We start from the raw sequence: 23,812 nt of genomic DNA, 5'->3' as shown, positions 1-23,812 counted from the left end.
GACGGTGGCGGTGGGTGCGGTGGGTTGCGGCGGTGCTTGCGCTCGTCGTGGGCGTGGCGTTGTTCGGGGCCTACGGGTGGCAGCCGAGTGAAGCCGGGCGGGATTTCCGGTCGCCGTACCTGGCCGCGGTCGGCTCCCGGTACGTCGACACGTCGGTCGCCCGGTTCCACTACATCCGCGGTGGCTCGGGATCCCCGGTGGTGCTGCTGTCGCCTGGTGGTACGTCGGTGGTCGGGTGGCGGGAACAGTTCGCGGCGCTGTCCCGTGAGCACACCGTGTACGTCGTCGACCTTCCCGGTCAGGGCTATACGCAGCTCAAGGACCCCGACTTCCGCTACGACCTGGACGCGATGACGACCGCCGTCCGCGCGTTCCTGGACGCTGTCGGAGTACGACGTACCGCTCTGGCGGGGAACTCGTGGAGCGGGGGCTGGGCGCTGGCGTTCGCGCAACGGCATCCCGAGCGCGTCAGCAAGCTCGCGCTGCTCGACGCGACCGGGCTCGACCTGCGCGGCACGGTGATGTGGGAGGCGTTGAAGATCCCCGTCGTCGGTGAACTCGCCACCAAGCTGTCGACCGGCAAGTCGACCGTACGCAAGCTGGCCGAAGGCATGATGGTCAACCAGGACCGCGTCACCGACGAACTGCTGGACGAGTGGTGGGCGCCGATGACGTTCCGCGAGAACATCCGCGCCACCTACCTGTTGGAGCGTCGCCTGGACTGGTCGGACACCGAACGGGCGCTCCCCAGGACGACAACCGAGACGCTGGTCCTGTGGGGCCGGGAGGACACGATCCAACCCGTCGAACGCGCCGACCGCTTCGCCGAACTCCTCCCCCACGACCAGACCCACATCCTCGACGGCTGCGGCCATGCTCCCCAGCTGGACTGTCCGGACCGCGTCAACCAGCACCTGCGCACATTCTTCGCGAGCTAGCGCGACTTGCTAACCCGCGCGCCACCATGGTCGACTGCTCGCCGTGCCGAGCCCGACGAAGGCGGTACGACGCCTCGCACTGGTCGCCGTACTACTCCTCACCGCCTGCACCAACCAGGCAGACCTCCCAACCCCCACCCCGACACCAACAGTCGTCCCCCTCACCGTCGCCCAGGCAACCCAAGCAGCCCTGCGCGTCAGCGACTTGCCGAAGGGGTGGGACGGTGGTGTCGCTGTCGATCCGCGGCCGACGCCGGGGCCTCGCGGTCAGTACGACCCGGCTGAGTGCGTGGCGTTCCGGCATCCGACGGATCCTCTCGGGAAGCCCACTACAGCCGTCCGCGGCCAGTACTTCACCAGGCAACCGCTCCAGACGGTGACCGAGTTCGTCTGGTCCTGGCCGACGGAGCCCGACAGCTTGGTTCCGGACCTCGTCAGCGGGCTCGGGAAGTGCTCGAGTTACACGATGGTGGCGCCCGACGAGGAGAAGTACCGATGGGCCGCGACACGACTGCCTGTCAGTGGACTGTCCAACGGGCTCGCACTCCGGTACGACGCTTCGACCGAGTCCGGCGAACCTGCGGCGTTCGTCATCTATTCGGCCTATGTGGTGCGCGGTGGCACGGTCGTCTACCTCGAAGTTCAGGGGGAGACGATCACCGACGCCGTCTTCGCCCAACTGGTGAGCAAGGCGGTGGCGCGGCTCGACGCGGTGGGTTAGTGCTTCGGGAGGCGTTCTATGTGGGGTTTGGGGGTGCCGTCGTAGGGGGTTGGGGGTAGGGAGGCGAGGGCCTCGGGGAGGGCGAAGGTTTGGAAGAGGGTGAGGTCGAAGAACGCTACGGCGTGGACCACCGCCGTGGCGGTCAGGGTGAGGACCTGGAGTTGGAAGGCTCGGTGGATGTTGTCGTTCGGGTCTCGCATGTAGACGGCGAACGCGGGGTGGCCGTTCGCCTCCAGCGGGATCAGCCACTGGTCGCCGGGGGCTTTCGCCGGGCAGTGGGTGGAGATCAGCCGGCCGATGTCGCGCGCGCCCCGGAACCAGGACGTGAACGGCGGCATCTCCCAGATCGCGTCGGCGGTGAAGAGCGCGGCGATCGCGGGTACGTCGTACTGCTCGAACGCGGCGCGGTACCGGACCAGCAGCGCCGGGTCGGGCGCGACGAGTGCGGACGGGACGATCGGCGCCGGAGCAACCTCGGCCCGCGGGAGATCGAGGCCCTCGAGGAGGTGGACGGTGGCGGCGCGTTCCAGCGGTGGGAGGCGTTGGAGGGTGGCGATCAGGCCCAGGTCGAGCGGATGGTCGTCCATCAGGTGGGTGGGGATCGGCTCGAGCCAGAGGATCTCGTGGTCCTCGGCGAGCGTCCCCTCAGGATGGGCGCTGGGTGCGCCCAGCGACGACGGGAGCGGACGAGTGCCAGCCCGTTCCAGGCACGCGCGGGTCGCGTCCTCGTACCCGGTCACGCCGGCGGCGATCTCGACGGCCTCGGTGATCGAGCCGAGCATCCGGTAGCAGTGCGAGACCAGGCCGCGCTGCAGTTCGTCAGCGCGGTACGCCGTACCTCCGGAGCCGTTCATCGGACCAGGTCGTCACCCCCACGGGCCAGTCTCGCGCTCGGTCCGGGTGCTGTCGAGAGTCGGCCACGGGCGGACCTCGGCGCCGTGCGCCGCGAGATACTCGGCCAGCGCCAGCGCCCGCAGGTCCTGATGATGCGGTACGGCGAGTTGCGCCCCGATCGGCAACCCGGACGCCGACCACCCGACGTTCACGGTGGTCGCCGGATGATGCGACATGTTGTACGGGACCGTGAAGCCGATGTGCTCGAACGGCCGCCCCGGATCGTCCGTCGGGTAGGCCAGCTCCGCGGCGAACGCGGTGATCGGCGCGACCGGCGACAGGATCACGTCGTACGACGTGAACACCTGGCCGACGGCCGCCGCCATCGCGCCCATCTGGCTGTACCCGTGGAAGACGTCCGCGGGGGTGAGGTCCGCGGCCGACGAGACCCACGCGCGGATCTGCGGCAGCACTTTCGCGCGCCGCTCCTCCGGCAGCGCCGCGATGTCCGTCGCCGACCGGATCCGCCAGAACCGGTCGAGCCCGTCGAGCATCTCGCGCGTGATGACCGGCCCGATCGGCTCGACGACCGCACCGGCCGCGGCGAGTACGTCGGCCGCGGCCGAGACCGCCGCCGTGACCTCGGGATCGACCGGCAGCCCGACGCCCGCGTCGAGCAGCAACGCCACGCGCAGGCCGCGTACCTCGGCCTCGAACACGTCGGACGCCGCCGGCAGCGAGGTGTGGTCCCGCGCGTCGTACCCGGACATCACCGACAACGCCAGCGCCGCGTCGGCCGCCGTACGCGTCAACGGCCCGATCGCGCGCCCGGCGTACGGGTTGCCGACCGCGATCCGCCCGTGCGTCGGCTTCAGCCCGACCAGTCCGCACCATCCCGCAGGCAACCGGATCGACCCGCCGATGTCCGTGCCGACGTGGATCGGCCCGTACCCGGCCGCGGCCGCCGCGGCAGCGCCCGCACTGGAACCACCCGCCGTCTTCGACAGGTCCCACGGATTCCGCGTCAACCGGTGGAACGTCGACACCCCCGACGACAACATCCCGTACTCCGGCATCGTCGTCTTGCTGAAGATCACCGCCCCGGCCGCCCGCAACCGCGCCGCAGCGGGCGCGTCCTCCGCCGCCGGAACCAGCGCGGTCGCCGCGGTCCCTTGCGGTACGGGCGTTCCGCGCGTCGCGATGTTCTCCTTCACGGTCACGGGTACGCCGTCCAGCGCGCCCGCCGTACCGTCCCGCCACCGCCGCTCCGACTCCTGCGCCGCCGATCGCGCACCCGCCGGATCCGGCGCGTAGAGCGCACACAGCTGTGGTTCCCACCGGTCCACGCGCGCCAGCACGTCCTCGACGACCTCGACAGGTGACACCGAGCCGTCGCGGTACTTCGCCAGGAGTTCGGTTGCGGTCAGGTCGGCGAGGTTCATCCGGAAACCCTTCAGTTCGGTGGTTCGAAGCGGCCGTCGACCGCGGTCCAGCCGCCGTCGACCGCGAGCACGCTGCCGGTCACGAAGCTCGCGGCGTCGGAGGCGAGGTACACGACCGCGCCCGCGAGCTCGTGCGGTTGCGCCCAGCGGCCGAGCGCACCCTTCTGCGCGTAGGCGTCGTACCAGCCCGGATCGGCCTTGATCTGCGCGGTCAGCGGGGTCTCGACGACGCCCGGGGCGATCGCGTTCGCGCGGACGCCGGACGGACCGAGCTCGGCGGCCGCGGTCCGCAGCAGCTGGACGAGCCCGGCTTTCGTTGCCGCGTACACCGACTGTCCCGGCTCGACCGTCGTACCGCGGATCGAGCTGAACCCGATGATGCTGCCGCGCCCGCGCTCCGCCATGCCCTTCCCGAACGCGCGCACCAGCTGGAACGACGCCCGCAGGTTCAGCGAGACGACGCGGTCGAACTCCTCGCCGGTGTAGTCGAGGATCCGCTTGCGCACGTTCGTGGCCGCCGTGAACACCAGCACGTCGACGGGGTCCAGGTCCGCGACGGCACGCTCGACCGCCGCGTCGTCCAGCACATCCAGCGCGTACGCCGCCATCGCGTCGCCGGCTGTCTCGCGCGCGGCGGCGAGGTCCCGGTCGGCGCACGTCACGCGCGCGCCGTGCGCCGCCAGCGCGAGCGCGCTCTCCCGGCCGATCCCGCTCCCGGCGCCGATCACCACCGCGTGCCTGCCGTCCAGCCGGAAGAGGTTCGTGTAGTCCATGGGGTCACCTGTCACGGGCGCGGGCGGATGATCGCCATCCGGGTCGTGGTCAGTTCCTCGATCGCGAAACGCGGTCCCTCCCGGCCGGTGCCGGAGTCCTTCACGCCGCCGTACGGCATCACGTCGGAGCGGAAGCCGGGGACCTCGTTGATCACCACGCCGCCGACGTCGAGCCGGTCGATCGCGGCGAACGCGGTGTCGAGCGAGGACGTGAAGACGCTCGCGTGCAGCCCGTACCGCGTCTCGTTCACGGCCCGCAGCGCGCTGTCCACGTCCGGCACCGAGCGGACCGCGATCACCGGCCCGAAGATCTCCTCGTCCCACGCCTGCAGGCCGTCCGGTACGTCGGTCAGCACGATCGGCCCGAGGACGTCACCAGGGGCCTCGTAGGCGATCGAGGCGCCGGCATCGACCGCGTCGCCGACCCACTGCCGGACCCGATCCGTGGACGCCGGATTGATCAGCGCGGACACCCGCGTCGCCGGATCGCGCGGATCGCCGACGATCACGTCAGGCATCCGCGCACCGAGCTTCTCCAGCAGCGCGTCCCTGATCGAGTCGACCGCGATCACCCGCTGCACGGAGATGCAGGCCTGCCCGGAGGCGTAGTAGCCGCCGCGCACGATCGCGTCCGCGGCCGCGTCCAGGTCGGCATCCGCGGCGACGACCAGCGCCGAGTTGGAGCCGAGTTCGAGCAGTACCTTGGTCGGTGCCGCGTCGCGCGCGATGCGGTGCCCGACGGTCGCCGAGCCGGTGAACGAGACGGCGCCGATGCGGTCGTCGGTGGTCAGCGTCGCGCCGACCTCGGGGCCGCCGGTGACGACCTGCAGCGCGGACTCCGGTGCGCCGGCATCAGCCAGCGCCGAGCGCATGAGGTGCGCGAGCCAGAGCGTGGCCAGCGGCGTCTGCGGCGCGGGCTTCACGATGATCGGGCAGCCGGCCGCGAACGCCGGCGCGATCTTGTGCGCCGCGAGCAGCAACGGGTAGTTGAAGCCGGTGATGCCGATGACCACACCGATCGGCTTGCGTACCCAGAACCCTTGCAGGCCCTCGCCGCTCGGCAGCAGGTCGAGCGGTACGGTCTCGCCGTGCAGCCGCGCGACCTCCTCGGCCGAGGTCTCCAGCGTGAGCAGCGTCCGATCGATCTCCACCCGGCAGTCGACCAGCGGCTTACCGGTCTCCAGCACCAGCAGGTCGACGAACGCGTCCCGCTCGGCCAGCATCGCGGAATGCACGCTCTGCAGGACTTTCCGGCGCACGTACGACGGCATCCGGCCGACGGTCTCGCGGACGGCGAGGGCGTTCTCGAGCGCCGCCCGCGCCAGCTCGACGTCCCCGACCGGCGCGTCCGCCACGGTCGATCCGTCGTACGGGAAGATCACCGGCGCCGCGGCGGGCGCCTCGATCCACGACTCGCCGATCGGCAGGCCGGCTGGGAACTTCATGCGGGATCTCCCTTCGCGAGCAGGTCGGACGTGGTCGCGCCGGCGAGTGCCCGGTGCAACGTCGGGATCGCCGAGACGAGACGCTGCGTGTAGGGATGCCGCGGGGCGGCGTACACGTCGCCGGTGTAGCCGGTCTCGACGATCTCGCCGGCGTTCATCACGGCCACGCGGTCGCAGACGTGCTTGACGACGGACAGGTCGTGCGAGACGAAGACGAGCGTCAGGTCGAGCTCGTCGACGAGGTCGGAGATCAGGTTCAGCACCTGGGCACGGACGGACACGTCGAGCGCGCTGACCGGCTCGTCGGCGATCAGGATCCGCGGCCGCGGCGCGAGCGCCCGCGCGATCGAGATCCGCTGCCGCTGGCCGCCGGAGAACTGGTGCGGGTACCGGTCGCCGGCGTCCGCCGAGAGGCCGACCGCCTCGAGCAGCTCGCGGACGCGCTGCCCCGAGGCCGGATGCCCTTGGACGACGAGCGGTTCGGCGATGATGTCGCGGACGCGCATCCGCGGGTCGAGGGAGCTCATCGGGTCCTGGAAGACCAGCTGCAGGTTCTCGCGCAGCGGGCGCAGCCGGCGTTCGGGCAGCCGGGTGATGTCGGTGCCTTCGACGATCACGTGCCCGGAGGTGGCGCGGTCCAGAGCGGCGATGATGCGGAGCAGTGTCGACTTGCCGCAACCGGACTCGCCGACGATGCCGAACCGCTCGCCCTGCTTGACCTCCAGGCTCACCCCGCGGAGCGCCTGCACGACCGGGGCCGGTTTGAGCAGCGAGGTGCGTGGGCGGTGGTAGTCGCGTACGAGATCGACGACCTGGATCGCGGTCGAGGGCTCGGTGGTCTCAGTCATCGCCGCCTCCCGCCGGGTGGTGGCAGGCGAACCCGCGGGTCTCGGCTCCGGTCCACGGCGGCGTCTCCTCGCACAGGGCGGTGGCGTGCGCGCACCGGGTGCGGAAGACGCAGCCTGACGGGAACCTGCCGGCGGGTGGGACGTTGCCCGGGATCGTGGTGAGTCTGCGTGAGGTCGTCTCCAGATCGGACGCCGCCAGCAAGCCTTCGGTGTAGCGGTGCCGGGGCCGGGTGAACACCTCTTCGACGGGGCCTGCCTCCACGACGCGTCCGCCGTACATGACGAGCACGCGTTCGCAGACGGTGGCGACGACGGCGAGGTCGTGGGTGATGAAGAGCAGGGCGGACGACCGTTCCATCACCCCGCGGACGATCAGGTCGAGGACAAGCGCCTGGACGGTGACGTCGAGCGCGGTCGTGGGCTCGTCGCAGATCAGCAGCGCGGGATCGTTGGCCAGGGCAACGGCCAGGACGACTCGTTGCCGCTGGCCACCGGAGAGCTGGTGCGGGTAGGCGCGCAGCGTCTCGGCGGGGAGCTGGACCCGCTCGAGCAGCTCGGCGGCGGCCGCGCGGGCGGCGGGCTTGGACAGCGCCTTGTGGATCAGCATGGTTTCGGCGATCTGGTCGCCGACTCGCATCGTCGGGTTCAGCGCCGTCATCGGTTCCTGGAAGACCATCGCGATGTCGCGGCCGCGGACGCGCGACATCCGGCGCTCGTCCGCGCCGACCAGCTCGTGGCCGACCCCGTCCAGCCGCACCGAGCCGACCGCGCGCACGTCCTCCGGCAGCAACCCGAGAATGCTCAGCGCTGTCAGCGACTTGCCCGAACCGGACTCCCCGATCAGCCCGACGCGCTCCCCCGCGCCGACCGTCAGATCGACGTCGGACACGAGCGCCGTGTCCCGCACGGACACCGACAGACCGCGCACGGTGAGTACGTCGCTCATCGGCGATCCTCCAGTTTCGGGTCGAAGCGGTCGCGGAGGCCGTCGCCGAGCAGGTTGAACCCGAGCACGGCGATCGCGATCGCGATCCCGGGGAAGATCGCCAGCCGCGGCGCGCTGAACAGGAACTCCTGGCTCTCCTGCAGCATCCGCCCCCACGACGGCGTCGGTGGCGGCGTGCCGTAGCCGAGGAACGACAGCGCGGCCTCCGCCAGCACCGCGATCGCGAACGACACCGACGCCTGCACAGTGATCAGGCTCGTCACGTTCGGCAGCACATGCCGTACGGCGATCGGGAACGGCCGGCGCCCCGCGGCGCGGGCCGCGAGCACGTACTCCGTCCGCATCACCTGCAGCGCCCCGCTCCGGATCACCCGCGCGAAACTCGGCACCGACGCGATGCCGATCGCGATCATCGCGGTCAGCGTGCTGGCGCCGAACACCGCGCCGAACATGATCGCGAGCAGCAACGCCGGGAACGCGAGCAGCAGGTCGTTCGCGCGCATGATGAACTCACCCGGCCACCGCCGCACCATCGCCGCCAGGATCCCCAGCGGTACGCCGATCACGGCCGCGACGCCGACCGCGACGACGCCGACGAACAGCGTGGTCCGGGAGCCGACCATGATCTGGCTGAACACGTCGCGCCCGAACTTGTCGGTGCCGAACCAGTGCGACCACGACGGCTCCAGCAACCGCGACGCCGGCGTCACGAGCGTGGCGTCGTACGGCGTCCACACGAACGACAGCAGCGCCATCAGGACGATGACCGCGACGATCACGCCGCCGACGATCAGGCTCGGGTTGAGGCGCCGCATCACGAGGTCCTCAGCCGCGGGTCGAGGGCGACGTACAGCACGTCGACGAGGAAGTTGACCAGCAGGACGGCCATCACGAGGACCATCACGACGTCCTGGACGAGCAGCAGGTCGCGGTTGGAGACGCCGTCGAGGAGCAGGCTGCCGAGGCCGGGGATCACGAAGACGCGTTCCACCACGACGGCTCCGATCAGCAGCGTCGCCAACTGGAGACCCAGGACTGTCACGACCGGGACGGCGGCATTGCGCAGACCGTGCTTCCACAGTGCCTGGAACGGTCTGAGGCCTTTCGCGCGGGCGGTTCGGAGGTAGTCCTCACGCAGGACGTCGAGTACTGCGCTGCGGACATAGCGGGTGAGGACGGCGCCTTGGACCAGGCCGAGTGAGAGCGCCGGGAGGATCAACTGTTTGAGGAACATGGCCGGGTCCTGGGCCGGCGGTGTCCAGCCGTTGGCCGGCAGCCAGCCGAGCTTCACCGCGAACACCACGATCAGCAGGATGCCCGCGAGGAACGCCGGGACCGCGACGCCGATCTGGGAGAGCGCGGACAGCGCCAGTCCGGAGACCTGGCGGTGCCGCGCGGCCATCACCGTCCCGGCGGGCGCGGCGACGAGCAGCGCGATGATCATGCCGGCCACGACCAGCCACAGCGTGACCTGCAGCCGGTCGAACACCTGCGGGCCGATCGCCGCCTTCGACACGTACGACGTCCCGAAGTCGCCGCGCAGCAGCCCGCCGAGCCAGTCGAAGTACTGCGTCGGCAGCGGGCGGTCGAGGCCGAACTGGCGCCGCAGCTCGGCCACCGCCTCGTCGGAGGCGTTCACGCCGAGCGCGACCCGGGCCGGGTCCCCGGGCAGCACCGCCATGAACGCGAAGACCAGCACCGAGCTCACCGCGAGGCTGACCAAGAACACTCCCGTGCGCTCGATCAGGCGGAGAATCATCGGGCGAGCTTGGAGAGGTCGAAGTTCTCGGTGATCGCGTTGGTCGGCAGGCCCTTGACGCCCTTGTCCGCGACCATCAGGTTCGGCAGCAGGAACAGCCAGTCACCCGCCGCCTGCTCGGACAGCCGCTTGGCCGCCTTCTTCATGTTGTCGACCTGCGCGGCCTCGTCACCCGCGTCCGCCGCGGCCAGGTAGCCCTGCAGCGTCGGGTCGTTGTAGCGGGTGTAGTACTTCGCGTTGAACACCGCGCCGAGGTCGCGCGGCTCGACGTGCGCGACGATCGACATGTCGTAGTCGGCGTTCTTGAACACCGTGGTGAGCCACGCCGCCGGGAACTCGAGCTGGTCGATCTGGACCTTGAGGCCGGCCTGCTCCAGCTGGCTCTTCACGACCTGGCCGCAGGATGTTGCGTAGGGCAACGTCGGGAGCCGGAGCCGGAAGGTCTTGCCGGCCGCGCCGGACGCCTGCAGCAACGACTTCGCCTTGGCGAGATCGAACGGCGCGACGCCGGTGAGGTCCTCGTACCACGGGTCGGTGGGCGGGACCATGCTGCCGATCAGCTTGCCGCGCCCTGCCCAGCAAGTGTCGAGCAGCGCCTTGTGGTCGATCGCCATCCGGATCGCCTGCCGGGTCTGGAGATCCGCCATCGCCGGGCGCGAGTTGTTGAACGACAGCAGGACCTCGCCGTTCGTCGTGCCCTCGATCACCTGGTACTTGTCGTTGCTGGTGAACTGGCTGAGCGCTTCCGGCGCCTGGACGGTGCCGATCACGTTGATCGTGCCGGTGAGCAGTGCGTTGTTGAGCGCGGTGGCGTCCTTGAAGTACTTCAGCGTGATCTGCTGGAAGAACGGTTTCGTGCTCCAGTAGCCGTCGTTGCGGGTCAGGACGATCGAGTCGCCGCGGTTCCACTTCGAGAACTTGAACGGGCCGGTCCCGACCGGTGCAGTCGCGAGCGCGCTGACGCCGCTCTCGGAGAACATCGCGCCGATCCGGGTCGTCATCCGGAACAGCCAGTCATTGCTCGGCTTGGTGAGCGTCACCTGGAGCTGCGTCGGCGAGAGCGCCTTCGCGGATGCGACGACCTCCATCGCCGCTTTGAGCGACGTGGTCCACGCGGTCTTCACCCGGTTGATGCTGAACACCGCGTCGTTCGCGGTGAACGGCTTGTCGTTGGTGAACTTCGCGTTGTCGGCCAGGTCGAAGGTGTACGTCTTGCGGTCCGGCGACACGGTCCACGACTTCGCCAGCGCCGGCACGATCTTGCCGGAGTCGTCCTGTTTGACCAGCGTCTCGTAGACGTTGCCGAGCAGCGCCTGCGGGATCGCCGCGCCGTCGGTGGTGGTGAAGTCCAGGCTGGCCGGCTCGGCGACCAGGCCGATCGACAGGTTCTGGTCACCACCGGGCGTGCTGCCGGACGACGTACCGGATCCGGCCGAGCAGGCGGTCAGGGCCAGCAGCGCCGCGGAGGCGAGGAATGCGACCGCTCGCGTGGAAAACGACGACTTCACGTCTACTCCTCCAGTGCCGCCAACTGGTCTGACCAGTGGACTAGGTCTCAATGGGCCACTAGGTTTGTCCTCTGCTCAGGTCCTGTCAAGCGACTGGGGGTGTGCCGATGACGAAAGTTCCGCAGTTCAGGCCTGTCCAGCCCGTGCGCGCCTATCAGCGGATCGTCGAGCAGATCGAGGACGCCCTCGCCCGCGGCGACCTGACACCCGGCCAGCGGCTGCCGAGCGAGCGGGAGCTGGTCACGCAGTTCGCCGTCAGCCGGTCGACGGTGCGCGAGGCCCTGCGGGTGCTGGAGAGCAACGGGGTGGTCCGCTCGCGGCCGGGTGATCCGAACGGTCCGGAGATCCTGCCGTTCTCACCGTCCGGGCTCCGCAAGCAGATGGCCCGGCTGGCGCGCGTCGACCAGTTGTCGCTGAGCGAGCTGATCGGGTTCCGGATGATCATGGACGGCGCCGCGATCCAGGTCGCGTCCCGGCTGCGGACACCGGAGGAGCTGGACGAGCTCGAGGCGACGCTGGTCGCGATGCGAGAAGCGATCGACATCGACTTCGCCGCGTTCAGCGAGGCCGATCTCGCGTTCCACGAGCTGATCGCGCGGATCAGCCGGAACTCGCTGATCCAGACCTGCAACGAGGTCGTCCGCGGTGTCGTCCTGGGCCTGATCTCCGACAAGATCGCGCACGCGCCGAACAGCCGCGCGCTGATGCTCGAGTCCCTGCACCACCACGCCGAGGTCGTCGACGCGATCCGCGACGGCGACGGCCACGCCGCCGCCCGCCTGGCCCGCCAAAACATGTACGACTACTACGCCGGGTACGTCCCCGACTCCGACCAGGAAACCCTCCGCGCCCTCGTCGAGGACTGACACCCCACTTTGTGCACGGGCCAACCATTTCTCCCGCCCGGAAACGGTTGGCCGGTGCACAAAGTGGGGGTTGAGGGTGCAGCGACAGCGTGCGGGATTCGTGGCATGCTGGCGGGAACGGTTCACCGCGGTGGGGGGCACTGGCGTGAGCAAACCTGCGATTCTCACGGTCGACGACGACCCGATGGTCTCGGCGGCCATCTCCCGCGACCTGCGGCGCAGGTACGGCGACGACTACCTGGTGGTGCGCGCGAACTCGGGCGACCAGGCGCTCGCCGCGCTGACCAAACTCGCCCTGCGCAGCCAGCCGGTCGCGCTGATAGCGACCGACCAGCGGATGCCCGGCATGACCGGTATCGAACTGCTCGAACGCGCCCGCGAGCACGCGCCCGGAGCGAAGTACCTGCTGCTCACCGCGTACGCCGACACCGACGTCGCGATCCGCGCGATCAACGACATCGGCCTCGACTATTACCTGCTGAAACCGTGGGACCCACCTGAGGACCAGCTGTTCCCGGTGGTCGACGACCTGCTCGGAGACTGGCAGCTCGCCAACCCCGAGCACACTTCCGATGTCCGCGTCGTCGGCAACCGCTGGTCGGACCGCGCCCACGACATCAAGACGTTCCTCGCCCGCAACCACGTCCCATACCACTGGTACGACGTCGAACGCGACGCCGAAGGCCAACGCCTTCAAGACCTCGCCGCGGCCACGGAGAACGACCTCCCACTGGTCCTGGTCCCGGACGGTGACACGCTCCGCTCCCCCACCGCGCTCGACCTCGCCTCCGCCCTCGGCCTGCGCACCCGCGCCGAGCAGCCGCTGTACGACGTCTGCATCGTCGGCGGCGGACCGGCCGGCCTCGCCGCCGGTGTGTACGCCGCGTCCGAAGGCCTCAGCACCGTGATCGTCGAACGCGAGGCACCGGGCGGCCAGGCCGGACTCAGCGCCGCGATCGAGAACTACCTCGGCTTCCCGCGCGGGCTCACCGGTTCTGACCTCGCCCAGCGCGCCGTCGCGCAGGCGTCCCGCTTCGGCGCGGAGATGGTGCTGGCCCGCTCGGTCGTCGGGCTGGAGTCCCGCGGCCCGGTGCGCGCCGTACTGCTCGAAGGGTCCGGCGAGATCGAGGCCCGCGCGCTGATCGTCGCGACCGGTGTCTCGTACCGCAGCCTCGACGTCGACGGGCTCGGCGGCTTCACCGGCCGCGGTGTGTACTACGGCGCCACCGCCAGCGAGGCGAGTCAGGTGCAGGACGACGAGGTGTACGTCGTCGGCGCTGCGAACTCAGCCGGCCAGGCCGCGCTCAACCTGGCCCGGTACGCGAAACGCGTGGTCCTGCTGGTCCGCGGCGCGTCGCTCGAGAGCTCGATGTCGCGGTACCTGATCGACAAGATCGGCACGGCGGCGAACATCGAGGTGCGGTGTCGGACTGAGGTCGTCGGTTGTCGTGGCGACGGGCATCTGGAGGGGCTGACGCTGGCCGATCGGGTGTCGGGCCGTGTCGAGGAGGTGCTCGCGAGCTGGCTGTTCATCTTCGTCGGCGCGATCCCGCGGACCGACTGGCTCGGCGACTCCGTCGTACGGGACGCCTTGGGATTCGTCGTCACCGGTCCGGATCTCGTCACGCAGGGGCGCTGGACGTTGCCGAGGCCGCCGTACGCCTTGGAGACGAGCGTGCCGGGGGTGTTCGCCGCGGGCGACGTACGGCTCGACTCGATGAAGCGGGTGGCGTCCGCGGTCGGTGAGGGCGCCATGTCGATCTATCTCGTCCACCGCTACCTGGCGACGGTCTAGATGACAGGGGCATGCTGATGGAAGCGGCCGAGCTGCGCGACATCCCGCTGTTCGCCGGGGTCTCCGACGCACAACTCGCGGAGCTGATCGCGGGCAGTACCGAGGTGCCGATCGTGCCCGGCACGGACCTGTTCCACGAGGGCGAGCCCGCGGACTTCTGGTGGGTGCTCGTCGACGGCGCGATCACGCTGCACCGCAAGATCGGCCGCGAGGACACGGTGATGGGCAAGATGGACGTGCCGGGCCGCTGGGCCGGCGGGTTCCGCGCGTGGGACGAGCACGGGCTGTATCTCGCGAGCGGTCGCGGTCTCGAAGCGGGCCGGGTGCTGCGGGTGCCGGCCGACGTACTGCGGGAACGCATCGACGACTGGTTCCCGCTCGCGGGGCATCTGATCAAGGGTGTCTACGGTACGGCGCGCGCGATCGAGTCGACGGCCCGGCAACGGGAGTCGCTGATCACGCTCGGCACGCTGGCGGCCGGGTTGGCGCACGAGATCAACAACCCTGCCGCGGCCGCGGCGCGTTCGGTGAGCTCACTCGACACCGCGTGCGCCACGCTGCTGACGGCGCTGCGCGGGCTCGCTGAGGGGGACGCGACGGCGGCGCAGTTCAGTGCGCTCGACGAGCTGCGGCTGGAGCTCGGCGCGGGTACGGCGGCACCGGATCCGGTGGACCTCGCCGATCAGGAGAACCTGATCTCGGACTGGCTCGACGATCACGGCGTCGAGCGGTCCTGGTTCATCGCGCCTCCGCTCGCGGCCGCCGGCGCCGGTGCGGAGTGGTGTGAGCGCGCAGCCGTCGTACTCGGGGATGCTTTGGAGCCCGGCCTGGAGTGGGTGGCCAGCACGCTCGCTGCCACGACACTGCTCGGCGAGGTCAAGGAGTCGACGCGGCGGATCACCGAACTGGTCGCGGCGGTGCGCTCGTACTCGCAGCTGGACCGGGGTTCGATCCAGACCATCGACGTGACCGAGGGCATCGAGAGCACGCTCGTGATGCTCGGGCACAAGCTCCGCGACGGCGTCGAGGTGGTCCGCGCGTACGGCGCCGACGTACCGCGGATCGACGCGTACGCGGGCGAACTCAACCAGGTGTGGACGAACCTGATCGACAACGCGGTCGACGCGATGAACGGCGTCGGCACGCTGCGGATCACGACCCGGACCGACGGCGAGCGGATCGTGGTCGAGTTCACCGACACCGGCGCGGGGATGCCGCCGGAGGTCGCGGCGCGCGCGTTCGAGCCGTTCTACACGACCAAGGACGTCGGCAAGGGCACCGGCCTGGGTCTGGACATCGCGCAGCGCATCGTCACCGAACACCACGGCGGCACGATCACCATCACGTCACGCCCCGGCGAGACCACGGCGCAGGTCCGGCTGCCCCACCAGCCCGCACCCTGACGGTACGAGGACGCCGCCGCGTCGACGGGGCGTGGGCCGGTCCGCGCTCAGGTGTCGTGTTCGACGATCCGGACCCGCGGGACCTTGAGGACCTTGCGGGCCTTCGTGGTCCAGTCGGAGCACAGGAAACGGGCCGCTGTCTCCGGCCAGGCGACCACGACGACCTCGTGGCTGTTGGTCGCGCGCACCATCTGCATCAGCGCGACCAGAATCTCACCATGCGTGATCGAGACGTGCACCGGGTAACCGCTCGCGACCCGGAGCTGCCGTGCGCTGTGCTCGATCACCGAGGCGAGGTCAACGGCCGGGTCCGCGAGCACCGCGGTCGGCGTGCGACTCGGGCCGGTGTCATCCGCGGCCCTCGCGCCGCTCCCGGCCGACGGTACCGCCACCGGACCGGTCCCCGAACCGGCTCCTACCGCCGGCCCGGTCAGGCCGGCCACATCCGCGAACGTCGACCCCAGCAACGCCAGCGGTCCACCGAACCCGCTCTCCGGATGGCTGGAGACCAGAAGGTGGTATTCGACAGGTTCCTCGTGCTTTGCGTACAGGGCGGCAACGCGACGCGCGTCGCCCTCACTCATCTCCCGCTCGATGAGCACCACCACGTCGTACGTCATGCGTGGCTCCCTTCGCGTCACTTCCGTTGTACTCCTGCACCCCACCCCACCAAAGCACCGAGCCCCCCTCCGACACCGAATTGTCAAAATCACCCCACCACTCACCGGCGCACCCGCAACCACCTCGCCGCCGCCCAACCACCCCGCCCCCTGCCACCTCGCCAGCGCCCCCACCACCTCGCCGCCGCCCACCAGCCCGCAACCCGCCACCCTCGCCGCATCCGTCTGCCGGGCTGCAGCCCCCCCGTCCCGTGGCCCCGATGGCTTCCTCCGCCTCACCGCGGCAACGTCCGACTGCCCACCAGACTGCCCACGACCCGCGCTCCGACCGGCTCACCTCCGTACAGACGCACGCCCGGAGGGCCACGCCGACCGTCGAGTCGTGCAGAAAGGCTCCCGCCCCATCCACCGAGTCGTGGAGAAAGGCTCGCCGTACACCGCCAGAATCCACGACTCGACGCTCCGGACCAGCTCAGCAGGTCGACACCCGCGGTCCGACCGGCTCACCACCGGACAGACCCAGACGCACGCCCGAGGGGCCACGCCGACCGTCGAGTCGTGCAGAAAGGCTCCCGCCCCATGCACCGAGTCGTGGAGAAAGGCTCGCCGTACACCGCCAGAGTCCACGACTCGACGCTCGGGCAGCTCGGCAGGTGGACCGCCGTCTCGGGGCGGCCGGCCAGGCGGGGACGGCGGAGAGCGGTCGGGCGTCGCGCGAGCGAGGCGGTGGGGCCATTCAGGTGGTGAGCGGGCGAGGCGGAGGGGTGGCGGCGCGCGAAGGTGTGGCGGTGTTCGTGGGCTTGTTGTGCTGCGGGATGCGGGCAGCCGGGCAAGATCGCTCAGGTGTACGTCGTTTGTACGTCGTTCACCAGCGCCAGGTCCTCCGGCGCGGGGCTAGCCGGCTTGCAGGCTTGCTCGGGCTCGGGTGTCGGGGGCGAGGGCTGCCAGCAAGTGGGGTGCGTCGATCAGGGTGTGGGTTGTGGGGTCGAGGAGGCGGGGGTGTAGTGCGTAGGCCTCTGCGCCTCGGCGGGGTGTGATGTCGGCTGCGACGACCGCGAGGAAGTCCGAGCTGGTGGCCGCGTCCGCGTCCCAGGTGCGGTCCGGTTCCAGCCGGGTGGTGACGCGGCGCGCGAAGTCCGCCAGGTCCTCACCCGCGCCCCGCCGGTAGCCGACCACCGACCCGTCTGCGCAGCGCACGGCGATCTCCTCGGATCGCGCGGCCGCGTGCCAGCAGCAGATCTCCCACAGGCTGACCCGGTCTCCCGACCCGTGGACCTCCTCCAGCGTCGCCGCCATCAGCCCGAGATGACCGCCGTACTTCGCGACGTTGTGACCGTACCCGGCCGCACCGAGGTTCACGTCGTACCAGCGCAGCTCCTTGGTGTGCAGGTCGACGCCGAACGGCAGCAGGATCTTCGCCGGCCCCGCGAGGTCGAACCGCTCCTCGACCGCCGCCGGATCGAACAACCCGGACGGCTGCCGCAACACCCCCACGAACCCGCGCTCCAACTCGTCGAACGGTACGTCGTTGTAGCTGAACACCACCGGCAGCACATACCGCCCGCCCACCCGCCGCACCGCCCGGAGATCCAGGTCCACGAACTCCGTCGACCCGTCCGGCCCCGGCGCGGACGTCAGGTCCCCCGAATGCACCAGCGCATCCTGGTCGAACCGCAGCCGCGTGTAGTCACACAGCCCGACGAACGCCCACTCCTCGTCAAACACCGCCACCGACAGATCCAGGTCGATCCGCCGCCCGCGCGGCTCCACCCAGTGCAGGAGCAACCGCAGCAACTCGTCCTGCGGGATCGGCACCGCACTCCCCCGCGTCATCCGCAGCAAGCTCGACGACGCGTTCCGCTCCGAACCGGGCGCGGCCAGCCGCGACAGCTCCTCGTCCAGGAACACCCGCCGCCACCGCGGCAGCTCCGTTGCCCGCCGCAACATTTCCCCGACGAGTACGCCGGCCAACTCGGCGGCCAGCGCCGCAGGCAGCGGCTCCCGCTCGTCCACGCGCGTCCAGATCCGCGCCGTCCCGCCGCGTGGGAAGAACAGCCGCAGATCCCCGGGCGGCGTGCGGACCTGCCCGAGCGCAGCGGTGATCACGGTCGGCGCCACGTCCGACACCGCGGTCACCAGCGCGTCCACGAGCATCGGATGCTGCTCCGGCGGCAGCGCCCGCGCCAGCTGCACGAGACGACGTACCAACTCGCCCGGACGCTGACTCAGCAGATCCAGCGCCTGCTCCGGGCGGCCGTCGGCGAAGGCGCGCTCGACCCGCGAGCTGTACGTGTTCATCACCAGTCGCCCGGCCTCCACCCGCACCAGCGGATGCCGCGACGCCTCGCCCGCCACCGCCCTGCCCGCCGGGGTCCCGAGGTCGAGATCGGTCCGCCGCAGGATCGCGAACGCCAGCGCGGCGACCGGGAACCGGGTCGCGAACTCGAACGGATGCAGGTTCTCCCCGATCCGCTTCCAAGCCCGCTCGTGGCGGAGCATGTCCTCGACCAGCGTCTCGACCGGCAGCCGGTCGAGCCGCCGCAGCACGAGCCGCCGCGTTGCCCGCGGCAACGACTTCCGCCGGGCCGGCGCGGTCCGCAGCCCCGGATCGGCGTCCATCAGCGCGTACACCAGCCGCAGTACGTCGGTCGCGGTGTCCGCGCGATCGATCAGCTCAGGCTGGTCGGCCAGGAAATGCGCGAGCACCAGCGCCCGCGTCTCCCGCACCGGGACGTCCTCGGGAAGCCAAGCCGGTACGGCGTCGTCGAGCAGCAGTCGCAGGTCCGCGCGATCCGAGGCCGACAGCGGCGCGCGCCGCGCCAGCAGCGCCTCCACGGTCTGGCGAACCGAATCAGCCGTGGCGAGCGCGAGCAGCCGCAACCGGTCCGAGCGAACGTGCGCAGGCTGCTCCTCGACGGCGGACGGCTTGAGGAACGGGTCCTTCGGGTCGATCCGCCGCAAGCACAGCGGGCACGCGCTGAAGTCGGAGCCGTCCCAGCAGGTACGGCACACCAGATGCGCGCACGGCGACACCGCATGCACGGCGGTCGTGTCACCGCAGAGCACACAAGGCTGGTCCGGCTCCTGCAGCAGCCGCGCGAAGACACGGTTCACGTAGAAGGTCTCGGTGTTGCCCGGCACGCTCTCCGGGAAACCGCGGAACAACGGCGTGTGCTCGGTGTCGAACCCGGATTCGGCGTCGAGCAGGTCGAGCAAGGCGCTGCCGAACCCGGCCAGCGCGGGCGCCGACAGCGAAGCGCAGTACCGATAGAGGCCGACCGAGAGCAGCAGGCCGCGCTGGATCAGGTCGGCCTGCAGCGCGGACAGGCCCGCCTGGATGGTCAGCGGGCGGCGCAGCCACTGCCAGGCCGACCGCCGGACCGGCGGCGTGAGGGCGGTGGCGTCGACGAGCCGGCGGCGGCGCAGCAGGACGGCGGCCCGCGGATCCACTGGTCGGTCCGGCATCGCGTCTCCCCACTGCGCGGCGTACTTGGCAGAAGCAGGCGCCAGGGGCGGAGAGCGGACGCGCTACTTGGCCTGGTGAAGGAGAAGGAAGCACGTCCAGGAGCCGCCCCTGGCACCGAGAACGCTATCGGGTCGCACCGACAGTTTCCGGCCGAGCCACGACACGAAGGCGCAGAGGAGGCCGGACAAAGAAGAGCTCCGGTGGCAGGGTCGGGGCCGCCCCGCCCAGACCCCGCCACCGGAGATCTCCAGAGTAGAACCTTCCTCCAAAGAGCGCGCCACCGGGGCCCCCGATCTGGCACTGATGAGTCGCGAAAGGTGGCGAAGGACACGGCCTCGAACACGCTCGGGAGGTGTCGGACCACGGATAGTGGTTAACGTCGTAGGTATGTCGGTCGGGGTGGTGGAGCGGGCGCGGTGGCGGGACGTTTTCGGGCACTCGGAGTTCCGGGCGTTGTTCGTCGCCGGGATCCTGTCCGTCGCCGGCGACCAGCTCGCACGCGTCGCCCTGTCGGTGCTGGTGTTCGACCGGACCGCGTCCGCCGGGCTGACGGCGCTCACCTACGCGCTGACCTACGTCCCGGACCTGGTGTTCGGGCCGTTGCTGGCCGGGTTCGCCGACCGGTACCCGCGCCGCCGGGTGATGATCGTCACCGACCTCGTGAGGGCGATTCTCGTTGCCTGTATGGCGATCCAGGCACTGCCGCTGCTGGTGGTGATTCTGTTGCTGGTCGCGCTGCAGGCCTTCGGCTCGCCGTTCAACGCGGCCCGCGGTGCGACGCTGCCTGCTGTACTCCCGGGCGATCACTACGTGCTCGGCAAGGCTGCGAACGACATGGTTGTGCAGTTCAGCCAGGTGCTCGGCTTCGGGCTCGGCGGCGCTGTCGTGGTCGCGGTCGGCACGTCCGGAGGCCTGCTGCTCGACGCCGGGACCTTCGTTCTGTCGGCCCTTCTGATCGCAGTCGGCGTCCACCACCGCCCGGCGCCGACAAGTGGCACTGATGCGCCATCGGAGAGCTACCTGAGCAACCTGACCGCAGGCCTCTCGCTGGTCGCCCGTACGCCGAAACTCCGGACGCTGGTGCTGCTGGCGACGATTGCCGGCTTCTACGTGACGGTGGAAGCTCTCGCGGTTCCGTACGCCCACGACATCGGCGAAGGCGCCACGACCGCAGGGCTCTTGCTGGCCGCCAGCCCGGCCGGCTGCGTGGTGGGCATGTGGCTGATCACGCTGTGGACCCCTGAGCGGCGGCTGAAGCTGCTCGGCCCGCTGGCCGTGGCCGCCTGTCTTCCACTGGTGTTCTGTGCGTTCCAGCCGGGACCTGTCGTGACCTTCTGTCTGTGGGCGATCTCCGGCGCCGCGTCGGCGTACCACCTGCCGACCAGCGCGGCGTTCGTCCAGGCGGTGCCCGACCACCAGCGCGGGCAGGCCTTCGGGGTCGCGGGGACCGCGCTGAAGGGCAGTCAGGGCCTCGGAATTCTGCTGGCCGGCGTCCTCGCCGGGCCATTCGGCGCACCGGGCGCAGTTGCTGTGATGGGTGCCGCCGGGACATTGCTGGCGGCTGCGGCGGGCGCGGCCTGGGCGCGCGCCCGCCGAAACGGCGACGATTCTGCGGAAATCACGGTAGGGTAAATATCCGGACCGTCGGGTTTAGCCTGCGAAGTACTGCTCCGGAATGTAAGAGAAAGGTAAAGATCTACCTTTCGTCACCAATCGTTGCCGTCTTTGGCGGCGGTCGGCGCGAACCAGTCGTTCCCGCCGCGGAGCCAGTCGTTACCGCCCCCGGCGAACCAGTCGTTACCGCCGGTGAACCAGTCGTTCCCCCCATGGAACCAGTCGTTGCCGCCGGTGAACCAGTCGTTGCCGGTGCCGCTGACGCGCGCTGACTTCTGCATGATTTCGACCCTTCTTGGAGTGCCCAACTGGTGGAATGCCCCGGACGCCGGCGTGACCTGCCGTGAACGGACCGTTACGATGTACGTATAAACCGCTCAGGTCGACCGCGTGTGAGGCTCATGATGATTCTGATCGGTCGGAGCAACTGGGTGCCACCCCGGCAATGGAAGCTCTGGTCGTTGCCGAGGACCGCATTGGCTTATGTGCTCGCGGTGGATTTCATTGCGGTGACGATTACCACACTCGCGGTCCGCAGTACGGCGACCGGCCCGAATTCCGGCGTCCGGCACGAGGAGTGGGTGGCGTTCGTCGTGCTGGCCGTGGCCTCGACGCTGCACCTGGAGTGCGCCCGCGGGATCGAGCGCCGCCGGGAGATGGCCGCCAACACCTCTCCGCACACGAACCTGAAGTGCCTGTGGATCTTCGCGGCCCTGCTCCTGCTGCCGCTGTCGCTGGTGATCCCGCTGGTCGTCCTCGCCTACACCTACTCCTGGTTCCGCGTGTACGGCCGGACTGTTGCGCACCGCAAGGTGTTCTCTACGTCGACCTACATCCTGGCCAGTGCTGCAGCGGCCGCAGTACTGCGTGCCGGTGGTCTGCTGGACGCTCCGCGCGTGCCGACGAGCTTCTGGACGTTGCTGGTCGTCCTGGCCGCAGGTGCTACCTGGTGGCTGGTGAACTACGCCCTGGTGATCGGGGCGATCATGCTGTCCAGTCCGGAAGCCACCGCGCGTGAGGCGCTCGGTGAGCTGTCGGACCAGCTGGTTGTCTGCGCGGGCCTTGGGCTGGGTGTGGCGATCGCCGCCGTGCAGATGTCGTACCCGTGGGTCGTTCCGGTGCTCATGGTGACGGTGCTCGCGCTGCACCGGGACCTGCTGCTTCCGCAGTACCAGCGGGCCGCAGGTGTCGATGACAAGACCGGCCTGGCCACGTCGTCGTACTGGGCGAGCGCAGTCCCGGCGGAGCTGGCCCGCGCCGACACACTGCGCAGTACGGTCGGCCTGCTGATGCTGGACCTGGACAGGTTCAAGGAGATCAACGACACGTACGGACACCCCGCTGGTGACGAGGCGCTCCGTGCGGTCGGCGAGTCGATCCGCGCAGAGGTCCGGAACGGCGACCTGGTCGCCCGCGTCGGTGGCGACGAGCTGGCCGTGCTGCTGCCGGGTGCGTTCGAGAGCGAGATCCTGGAGATCGCGGAGCGGATCCGGGCGCGGCTCGTGGACCTCACCGTCTCGGTCCCCACGGCCGACGGCGGTACGGCGAAACTCGACGGCGTGCCGGCTTCGTTCGGTGCGGCGGTCTACCCGGACGTCGCGAGCACCATGGACCAGCTCGTACTGGCCGCGGACGACGCACTGCTGACGGCCAAGCGGTCCGGGCGGAACCAGATCGTGGTCGCCCGCCCGAACCCGCCGGCCATCATCGACCATCACCCGGACGAAGCCGAGCACGACACCTCGGTCAACGACGGACGCTGATCTGCGCCTTCCCTCGCAGGGTGCGGCCCTCCAGGGCCCGGTGCGCGTCGGCCACGTGGTCGAGGTCGTACACCTTGTCGACGACCGGGACGAGATCGCCGGCGACAGCGCGGGCGATCACGTCGGCTCCCGTGACAGCCGTCGTCGTCGAGTCGGCGCGGAGGTCCATGATGCCCTTCACGGTGATGCCGCGGCGGGCGGCCTCGGCCGGGTCGATCCCCGCGAAGCCGCCGCTCGGGGCGCCATGGGCGGAGAACCAGCCACCGTCCTTCGTGGCGGTGAACGCGGCCGCGCCGAGCTCGCCGCCGGCGCCCTCGAACACGATGTCCGCGCCCTCACCGTTCGTTGCCTCGAGCACCGACTTCTCCCAGGACGGCTTGCTGTAGTCGATCAGTACGTCGGCGCCCTGGGCGCGGCTCAGCGCTAGCTTCTCCGCACCGCGCGCCGCCGCGATCACGCGCGCACCGGCGCGGTGCGCGAGCTGGATCAGGAGCAGGCCCATGCCGCCGGCCGAGGCGGTGACCAGGACGTCCTGACCGGTCATCGAGGGCGCGAGCTCCTCGAGCATCAGCGCGGTGAAACCGTCGCCGTACACCGCGACGGCGGTCTGCAGGTCGAGCCCGGCCGGTACCTCCACGGCGTCGGTGGTGGTCCTGGCCAGTTCGGCGTGGGCGCCGAAGTTCACGCCGCGGCCGACGACCGTCTTGCCGATCCAGGAACTCGGTACGCCGGGTCCGACCGCGCGAACCCGTCCGCCGAGGTTGCTGCCCGGCACGTACGGCGGCTCGACGTCGAAGAACTTCCCGTGGTTGCCGCGCCGGATCGCGGTCTCGACGAAGATGATGTCCGCCGTGTCGACCTCGACCAGCACCTCGCCGGCGGCGGGTTCAGGATCCGGGACGTCGCGGGTCTGGATGACGTCCGGCTCGCCGAACGCGGTTACTACTGCTGCACGCATAGTCGCTCTCTCTCAGTGCCTCCAACGGATGCTCCGAGCCTGCATCCTCAACTTTGGTTCAGGTCAAGCACGCCGACGCCTGACTGTCGGTGGCGCGGCGTACTGTGCGGGGC

20 protein-coding genes are annotated in these 23,812 nt (G+C 70.2%); 7 read left to right on the top strand and 13 right to left on the bottom strand.

Annotated features, from left to right (window positions below):
• The first annotated feature begins 14 nt into the window (after positions 1-14).
• Both ABN611_RS25720 and ABN611_RS25715 read left to right on the top strand, forming a co-directional pair.
• Positions 15-938: an alpha/beta hydrolase gene (locus ABN611_RS25720; protein WP_350274793.1), complete on the top strand. Its 924-nt coding sequence runs from the start codon at positions 15-17 to the stop codon at positions 936-938.
• Between the two features lie 43 nt (positions 939-981).
• Positions 982-1,659 (top strand): hypothetical protein, encoded by a 678-nt coding sequence (locus ABN611_RS25715; protein ID WP_350274792.1) that lies wholly within the window; start codon positions 982-984, stop codon positions 1,657-1,659.
• Here the strand turns inward: ABN611_RS25715 and ABN611_RS25710 are convergent.
• From ABN611_RS25710 to ABN611_RS25670, 9 genes are read right to left on the bottom strand one after another with little or no spacing between them, the layout of a single operon-like run.
• Entirely contained in the window at positions 1,656-2,513 is an 858-nt protein-coding gene (locus tag ABN611_RS25710; RefSeq protein WP_350274791.1) for a hypothetical protein, read from the bottom strand. The two genes, ABN611_RS25715 and ABN611_RS25710, sit on opposite strands and share 4 nt — an antisense overlap.
• A 12-nt stretch (positions 2,514-2,525) precedes the next feature.
• Complete coding sequence (locus tag ABN611_RS25705) at positions 2,526-3,935, bottom strand: amidase (RefSeq protein WP_350274790.1); 1,410 nt, start codon at positions 3,933-3,935, stop codon at positions 2,526-2,528.
• Positions 3,936-3,946: 11 nt separating this feature from the next.
• Entirely contained in the window at positions 3,947-4,708 is a 762-nt protein-coding gene (locus tag ABN611_RS25700; protein ID WP_350274789.1) for an SDR family oxidoreductase, read from the bottom strand.
• Between the two features lie 11 nt (positions 4,709-4,719).
• Positions 4,720-6,153 (bottom strand): aldehyde dehydrogenase family protein, encoded by a 1,434-nt coding sequence (locus ABN611_RS25695; protein WP_350274788.1) that lies wholly within the window; start codon positions 6,151-6,153, stop codon positions 4,720-4,722.
• Complete coding sequence (locus ABN611_RS25690) at positions 6,150-7,001, bottom strand: ATP-binding cassette domain-containing protein (RefSeq protein WP_350274787.1); 852 nt, start codon at positions 6,999-7,001, stop codon at positions 6,150-6,152. Before ABN611_RS25690 ends, ABN611_RS25695 begins: the two co-directional genes overlap by 4 nt.
• Positions 6,994-7,947 (bottom strand): ABC transporter ATP-binding protein, encoded by a 954-nt coding sequence (locus ABN611_RS25685; RefSeq protein WP_350274786.1) that lies wholly within the window; start codon positions 7,945-7,947, stop codon positions 6,994-6,996. The genes ABN611_RS25690 and ABN611_RS25685 overlap by 8 nt, the downstream gene beginning before the upstream one ends.
• Positions 7,944-8,762, bottom strand: a complete 819-nt coding sequence (locus ABN611_RS25680; RefSeq protein WP_350274785.1) for an ABC transporter permease — start codon at positions 8,760-8,762, stop codon at positions 7,944-7,946. Before ABN611_RS25680 ends, ABN611_RS25685 begins: the two co-directional genes overlap by 4 nt.
• Positions 8,762-9,706, bottom strand: coding sequence for an ABC transporter permease (locus ABN611_RS25675; RefSeq protein WP_350274784.1), 945 nt, complete (start codon positions 9,704-9,706; stop codon positions 8,762-8,764). The genes ABN611_RS25680 and ABN611_RS25675 overlap by 1 nt, the downstream gene beginning before the upstream one ends.
• Entirely contained in the window at positions 9,703-11,214 is a 1,512-nt protein-coding gene (locus ABN611_RS25670; RefSeq protein WP_350274783.1) for an ABC transporter substrate-binding protein, read from the bottom strand. The genes ABN611_RS25675 and ABN611_RS25670 overlap by 4 nt, the downstream gene beginning before the upstream one ends.
• A gap of 107 nt (positions 11,215-11,321) precedes the next feature.
• On the opposite strand from ABN611_RS25670, the gene ABN611_RS25665 reads away from it, so the two are divergent.
• The 3 genes from ABN611_RS25665 to ABN611_RS25655 all read left to right on the top strand — a co-directional run bounded on the left by ABN611_RS25665 (position 11,322) and on the right by ABN611_RS25655 (position 15,278).
• Positions 11,322-12,080 (top strand): FadR/GntR family transcriptional regulator, encoded by a 759-nt coding sequence (locus ABN611_RS25665; protein ID WP_350274782.1) that lies wholly within the window; start codon positions 11,322-11,324, stop codon positions 12,078-12,080.
• A 145-nt stretch (positions 12,081-12,225) separates the two neighbouring features.
• Complete coding sequence (locus ABN611_RS25660) at positions 12,226-13,875, top strand: FAD-dependent oxidoreductase (protein ID WP_350274781.1); 1,650 nt, start codon at positions 12,226-12,228, stop codon at positions 13,873-13,875.
• An 11-nt stretch (positions 13,876-13,886) separates the two neighbouring features.
• Entirely contained in the window at positions 13,887-15,278 is a 1,392-nt protein-coding gene (locus ABN611_RS25655; protein ID WP_350274780.1) for an ATP-binding protein, read from the top strand.
• 47 nt (positions 15,279-15,325) lie between these two features.
• Here the strand turns inward: ABN611_RS25655 and ABN611_RS25650 are convergent, their stop codons facing one another.
• A complete protein-coding gene (locus tag ABN611_RS25650) occupies positions 15,326-15,898 on the bottom strand; it encodes a hypothetical protein (protein WP_350274779.1) in 573 nt (190 codons plus the stop codon).
• A gap of 894 nt (positions 15,899-16,792) precedes the next feature.
• On the bottom strand, positions 16,793-19,363 hold the full coding sequence (locus ABN611_RS25645; RefSeq protein WP_350274778.1) for an MXAN_6230/SCO0854 family RING domain-containing protein: 2,571 nt from the start codon (positions 19,361-19,363) through the stop codon (positions 16,793-16,795).
• A 388-nt stretch (positions 19,364-19,751) separates the two neighbouring features.
• Here ABN611_RS25645 and ABN611_RS25640 point away from each other — a divergent pair, with 388 nt between their 5' ends.
• Positions 19,752-20,996: an MFS transporter gene (locus ABN611_RS25640; protein ID WP_350274777.1), complete on the top strand. Its 1,245-nt coding sequence runs from the start codon at positions 19,752-19,754 to the stop codon at positions 20,994-20,996.
• Between the two features lie 74 nt (positions 20,997-21,070).
• Here the strand turns inward: ABN611_RS25640 and ABN611_RS25635 are convergent, their stop codons facing one another.
• On the bottom strand, positions 21,071-21,259 hold the full coding sequence (locus tag ABN611_RS25635; protein ID WP_350274776.1) for a DEAD/DEAH box helicase: 189 nt from the start codon (positions 21,257-21,259) through the stop codon (positions 21,071-21,073).
• A gap of 228 nt (positions 21,260-21,487) precedes the next feature.
• Between ABN611_RS25635 and ABN611_RS25630 the strand changes: the two genes are divergently transcribed.
• Positions 21,488-22,741 (top strand): GGDEF domain-containing protein, encoded by a 1,254-nt coding sequence (locus ABN611_RS25630; protein WP_350274775.1) that lies wholly within the window; start codon positions 21,488-21,490, stop codon positions 22,739-22,741.
• Here ABN611_RS25630 and ABN611_RS25625 read toward each other — a convergent pair.
• Positions 22,725-23,699 carry a zinc-binding dehydrogenase gene (locus ABN611_RS25625; protein WP_350274774.1) on the bottom strand — a complete coding sequence of 325 codons (975 nt, stop codon included), beginning with the start codon at positions 23,697-23,699 and terminating at the stop codon, positions 22,725-22,727. The two genes, ABN611_RS25630 and ABN611_RS25625, sit on opposite strands and share 17 nt — an antisense overlap.
• Positions 23,700-23,812: the final 113 nt, after the last annotated feature.

The organism is Kribbella sp. HUAS MG21, assembly GCF_040254265.1.
Classification (GTDB): Bacteria; Actinomycetota; Actinomycetes; order Propionibacteriales; family Kribbellaceae; genus Kribbella.
The sequence above is the reverse complement of the archived record's forward strand: the minus strand, read 5'-3'. Positions and strand labels throughout refer to the sequence as shown.

What these genes read in the sequence shown, in the direction of transcription:
- ABN611_RS25710 (WP_350274791.1), bottom strand. Translation starts at nt 2,513, where the DNA reads ATGAACGGCTCCGGAGGTACGGCGTACCGCGCTGACGAACTGCAGCGC.
- ABN611_RS25705 (WP_350274790.1), bottom strand. Translation starts at nt 3,935, where the DNA reads ATGAACCTCGCCGACCTGACCGCAACCGAACTCCTGGCGAAGTACCGC.
- ABN611_RS25700 (WP_350274789.1), bottom strand. Translation starts at nt 4,708, where the DNA reads ATGGACTACACGAACCTCTTCCGGCTGGACGGCAGGCACGCGGTGGTG.
- ABN611_RS25695 (WP_350274788.1), bottom strand. Translation starts at nt 6,153, where the DNA reads ATGAAGTTCCCAGCCGGCCTGCCGATCGGCGAGTCGTGGATCGAGGCG.
- ABN611_RS25690 (WP_350274787.1), bottom strand. Translation starts at nt 7,001, where the DNA reads ATGACTGAGACCACCGAGCCCTCGACCGCGATCCAGGTCGTCGATCTC.
- ABN611_RS25685 (WP_350274786.1), bottom strand. Translation starts at nt 7,947, where the DNA reads ATGAGCGACGTACTCACCGTGCGCGGTCTGTCGGTGTCCGTGCGGGAC.
- ABN611_RS25680 (WP_350274785.1), bottom strand. Translation starts at nt 8,762, where the DNA reads ATGCGGCGCCTCAACCCGAGCCTGATCGTCGGCGGCGTGATCGTCGCG.
- ABN611_RS25675 (WP_350274784.1), bottom strand. Translation starts at nt 9,706, where the DNA reads ATGATTCTCCGCCTGATCGAGCGCACGGGAGTGTTCTTGGTCAGCCTC.
- ABN611_RS25665 (WP_350274782.1), top strand. Translation starts at nt 11,322, where the DNA reads ATGACGAAAGTTCCGCAGTTCAGGCCTGTCCAGCCCGTGCGCGCCTAT.
- ABN611_RS25655 (WP_350274780.1), top strand. Translation starts at nt 13,887, where the DNA reads ATGCTGATGGAAGCGGCCGAGCTGCGCGACATCCCGCTGTTCGCCGGG.
- ABN611_RS25650 (WP_350274779.1), bottom strand. Translation starts at nt 15,898, where the DNA reads ATGACGTACGACGTGGTGGTGCTCATCGAGCGGGAGATGAGTGAGGGC.
- ABN611_RS25645 (WP_350274778.1), bottom strand. Translation starts at nt 19,363, where the DNA reads ATGCCGGACCGACCAGTGGATCCGCGGGCCGCCGTCCTGCTGCGCCGC.
- ABN611_RS25640 (WP_350274777.1), top strand. Translation starts at nt 19,752, where the DNA reads ATGTCGGTCGGGGTGGTGGAGCGGGCGCGGTGGCGGGACGTTTTCGGG.
- ABN611_RS25635 (WP_350274776.1), bottom strand. Translation starts at nt 21,259, where the DNA reads ATGCAGAAGTCAGCGCGCGTCAGCGGCACCGGCAACGACTGGTTCACC.
- ABN611_RS25625 (WP_350274774.1), bottom strand. Translation starts at nt 23,699, where the DNA reads ATGCGTGCAGCAGTAGTAACCGCGTTCGGCGAGCCGGACGTCATCCAG.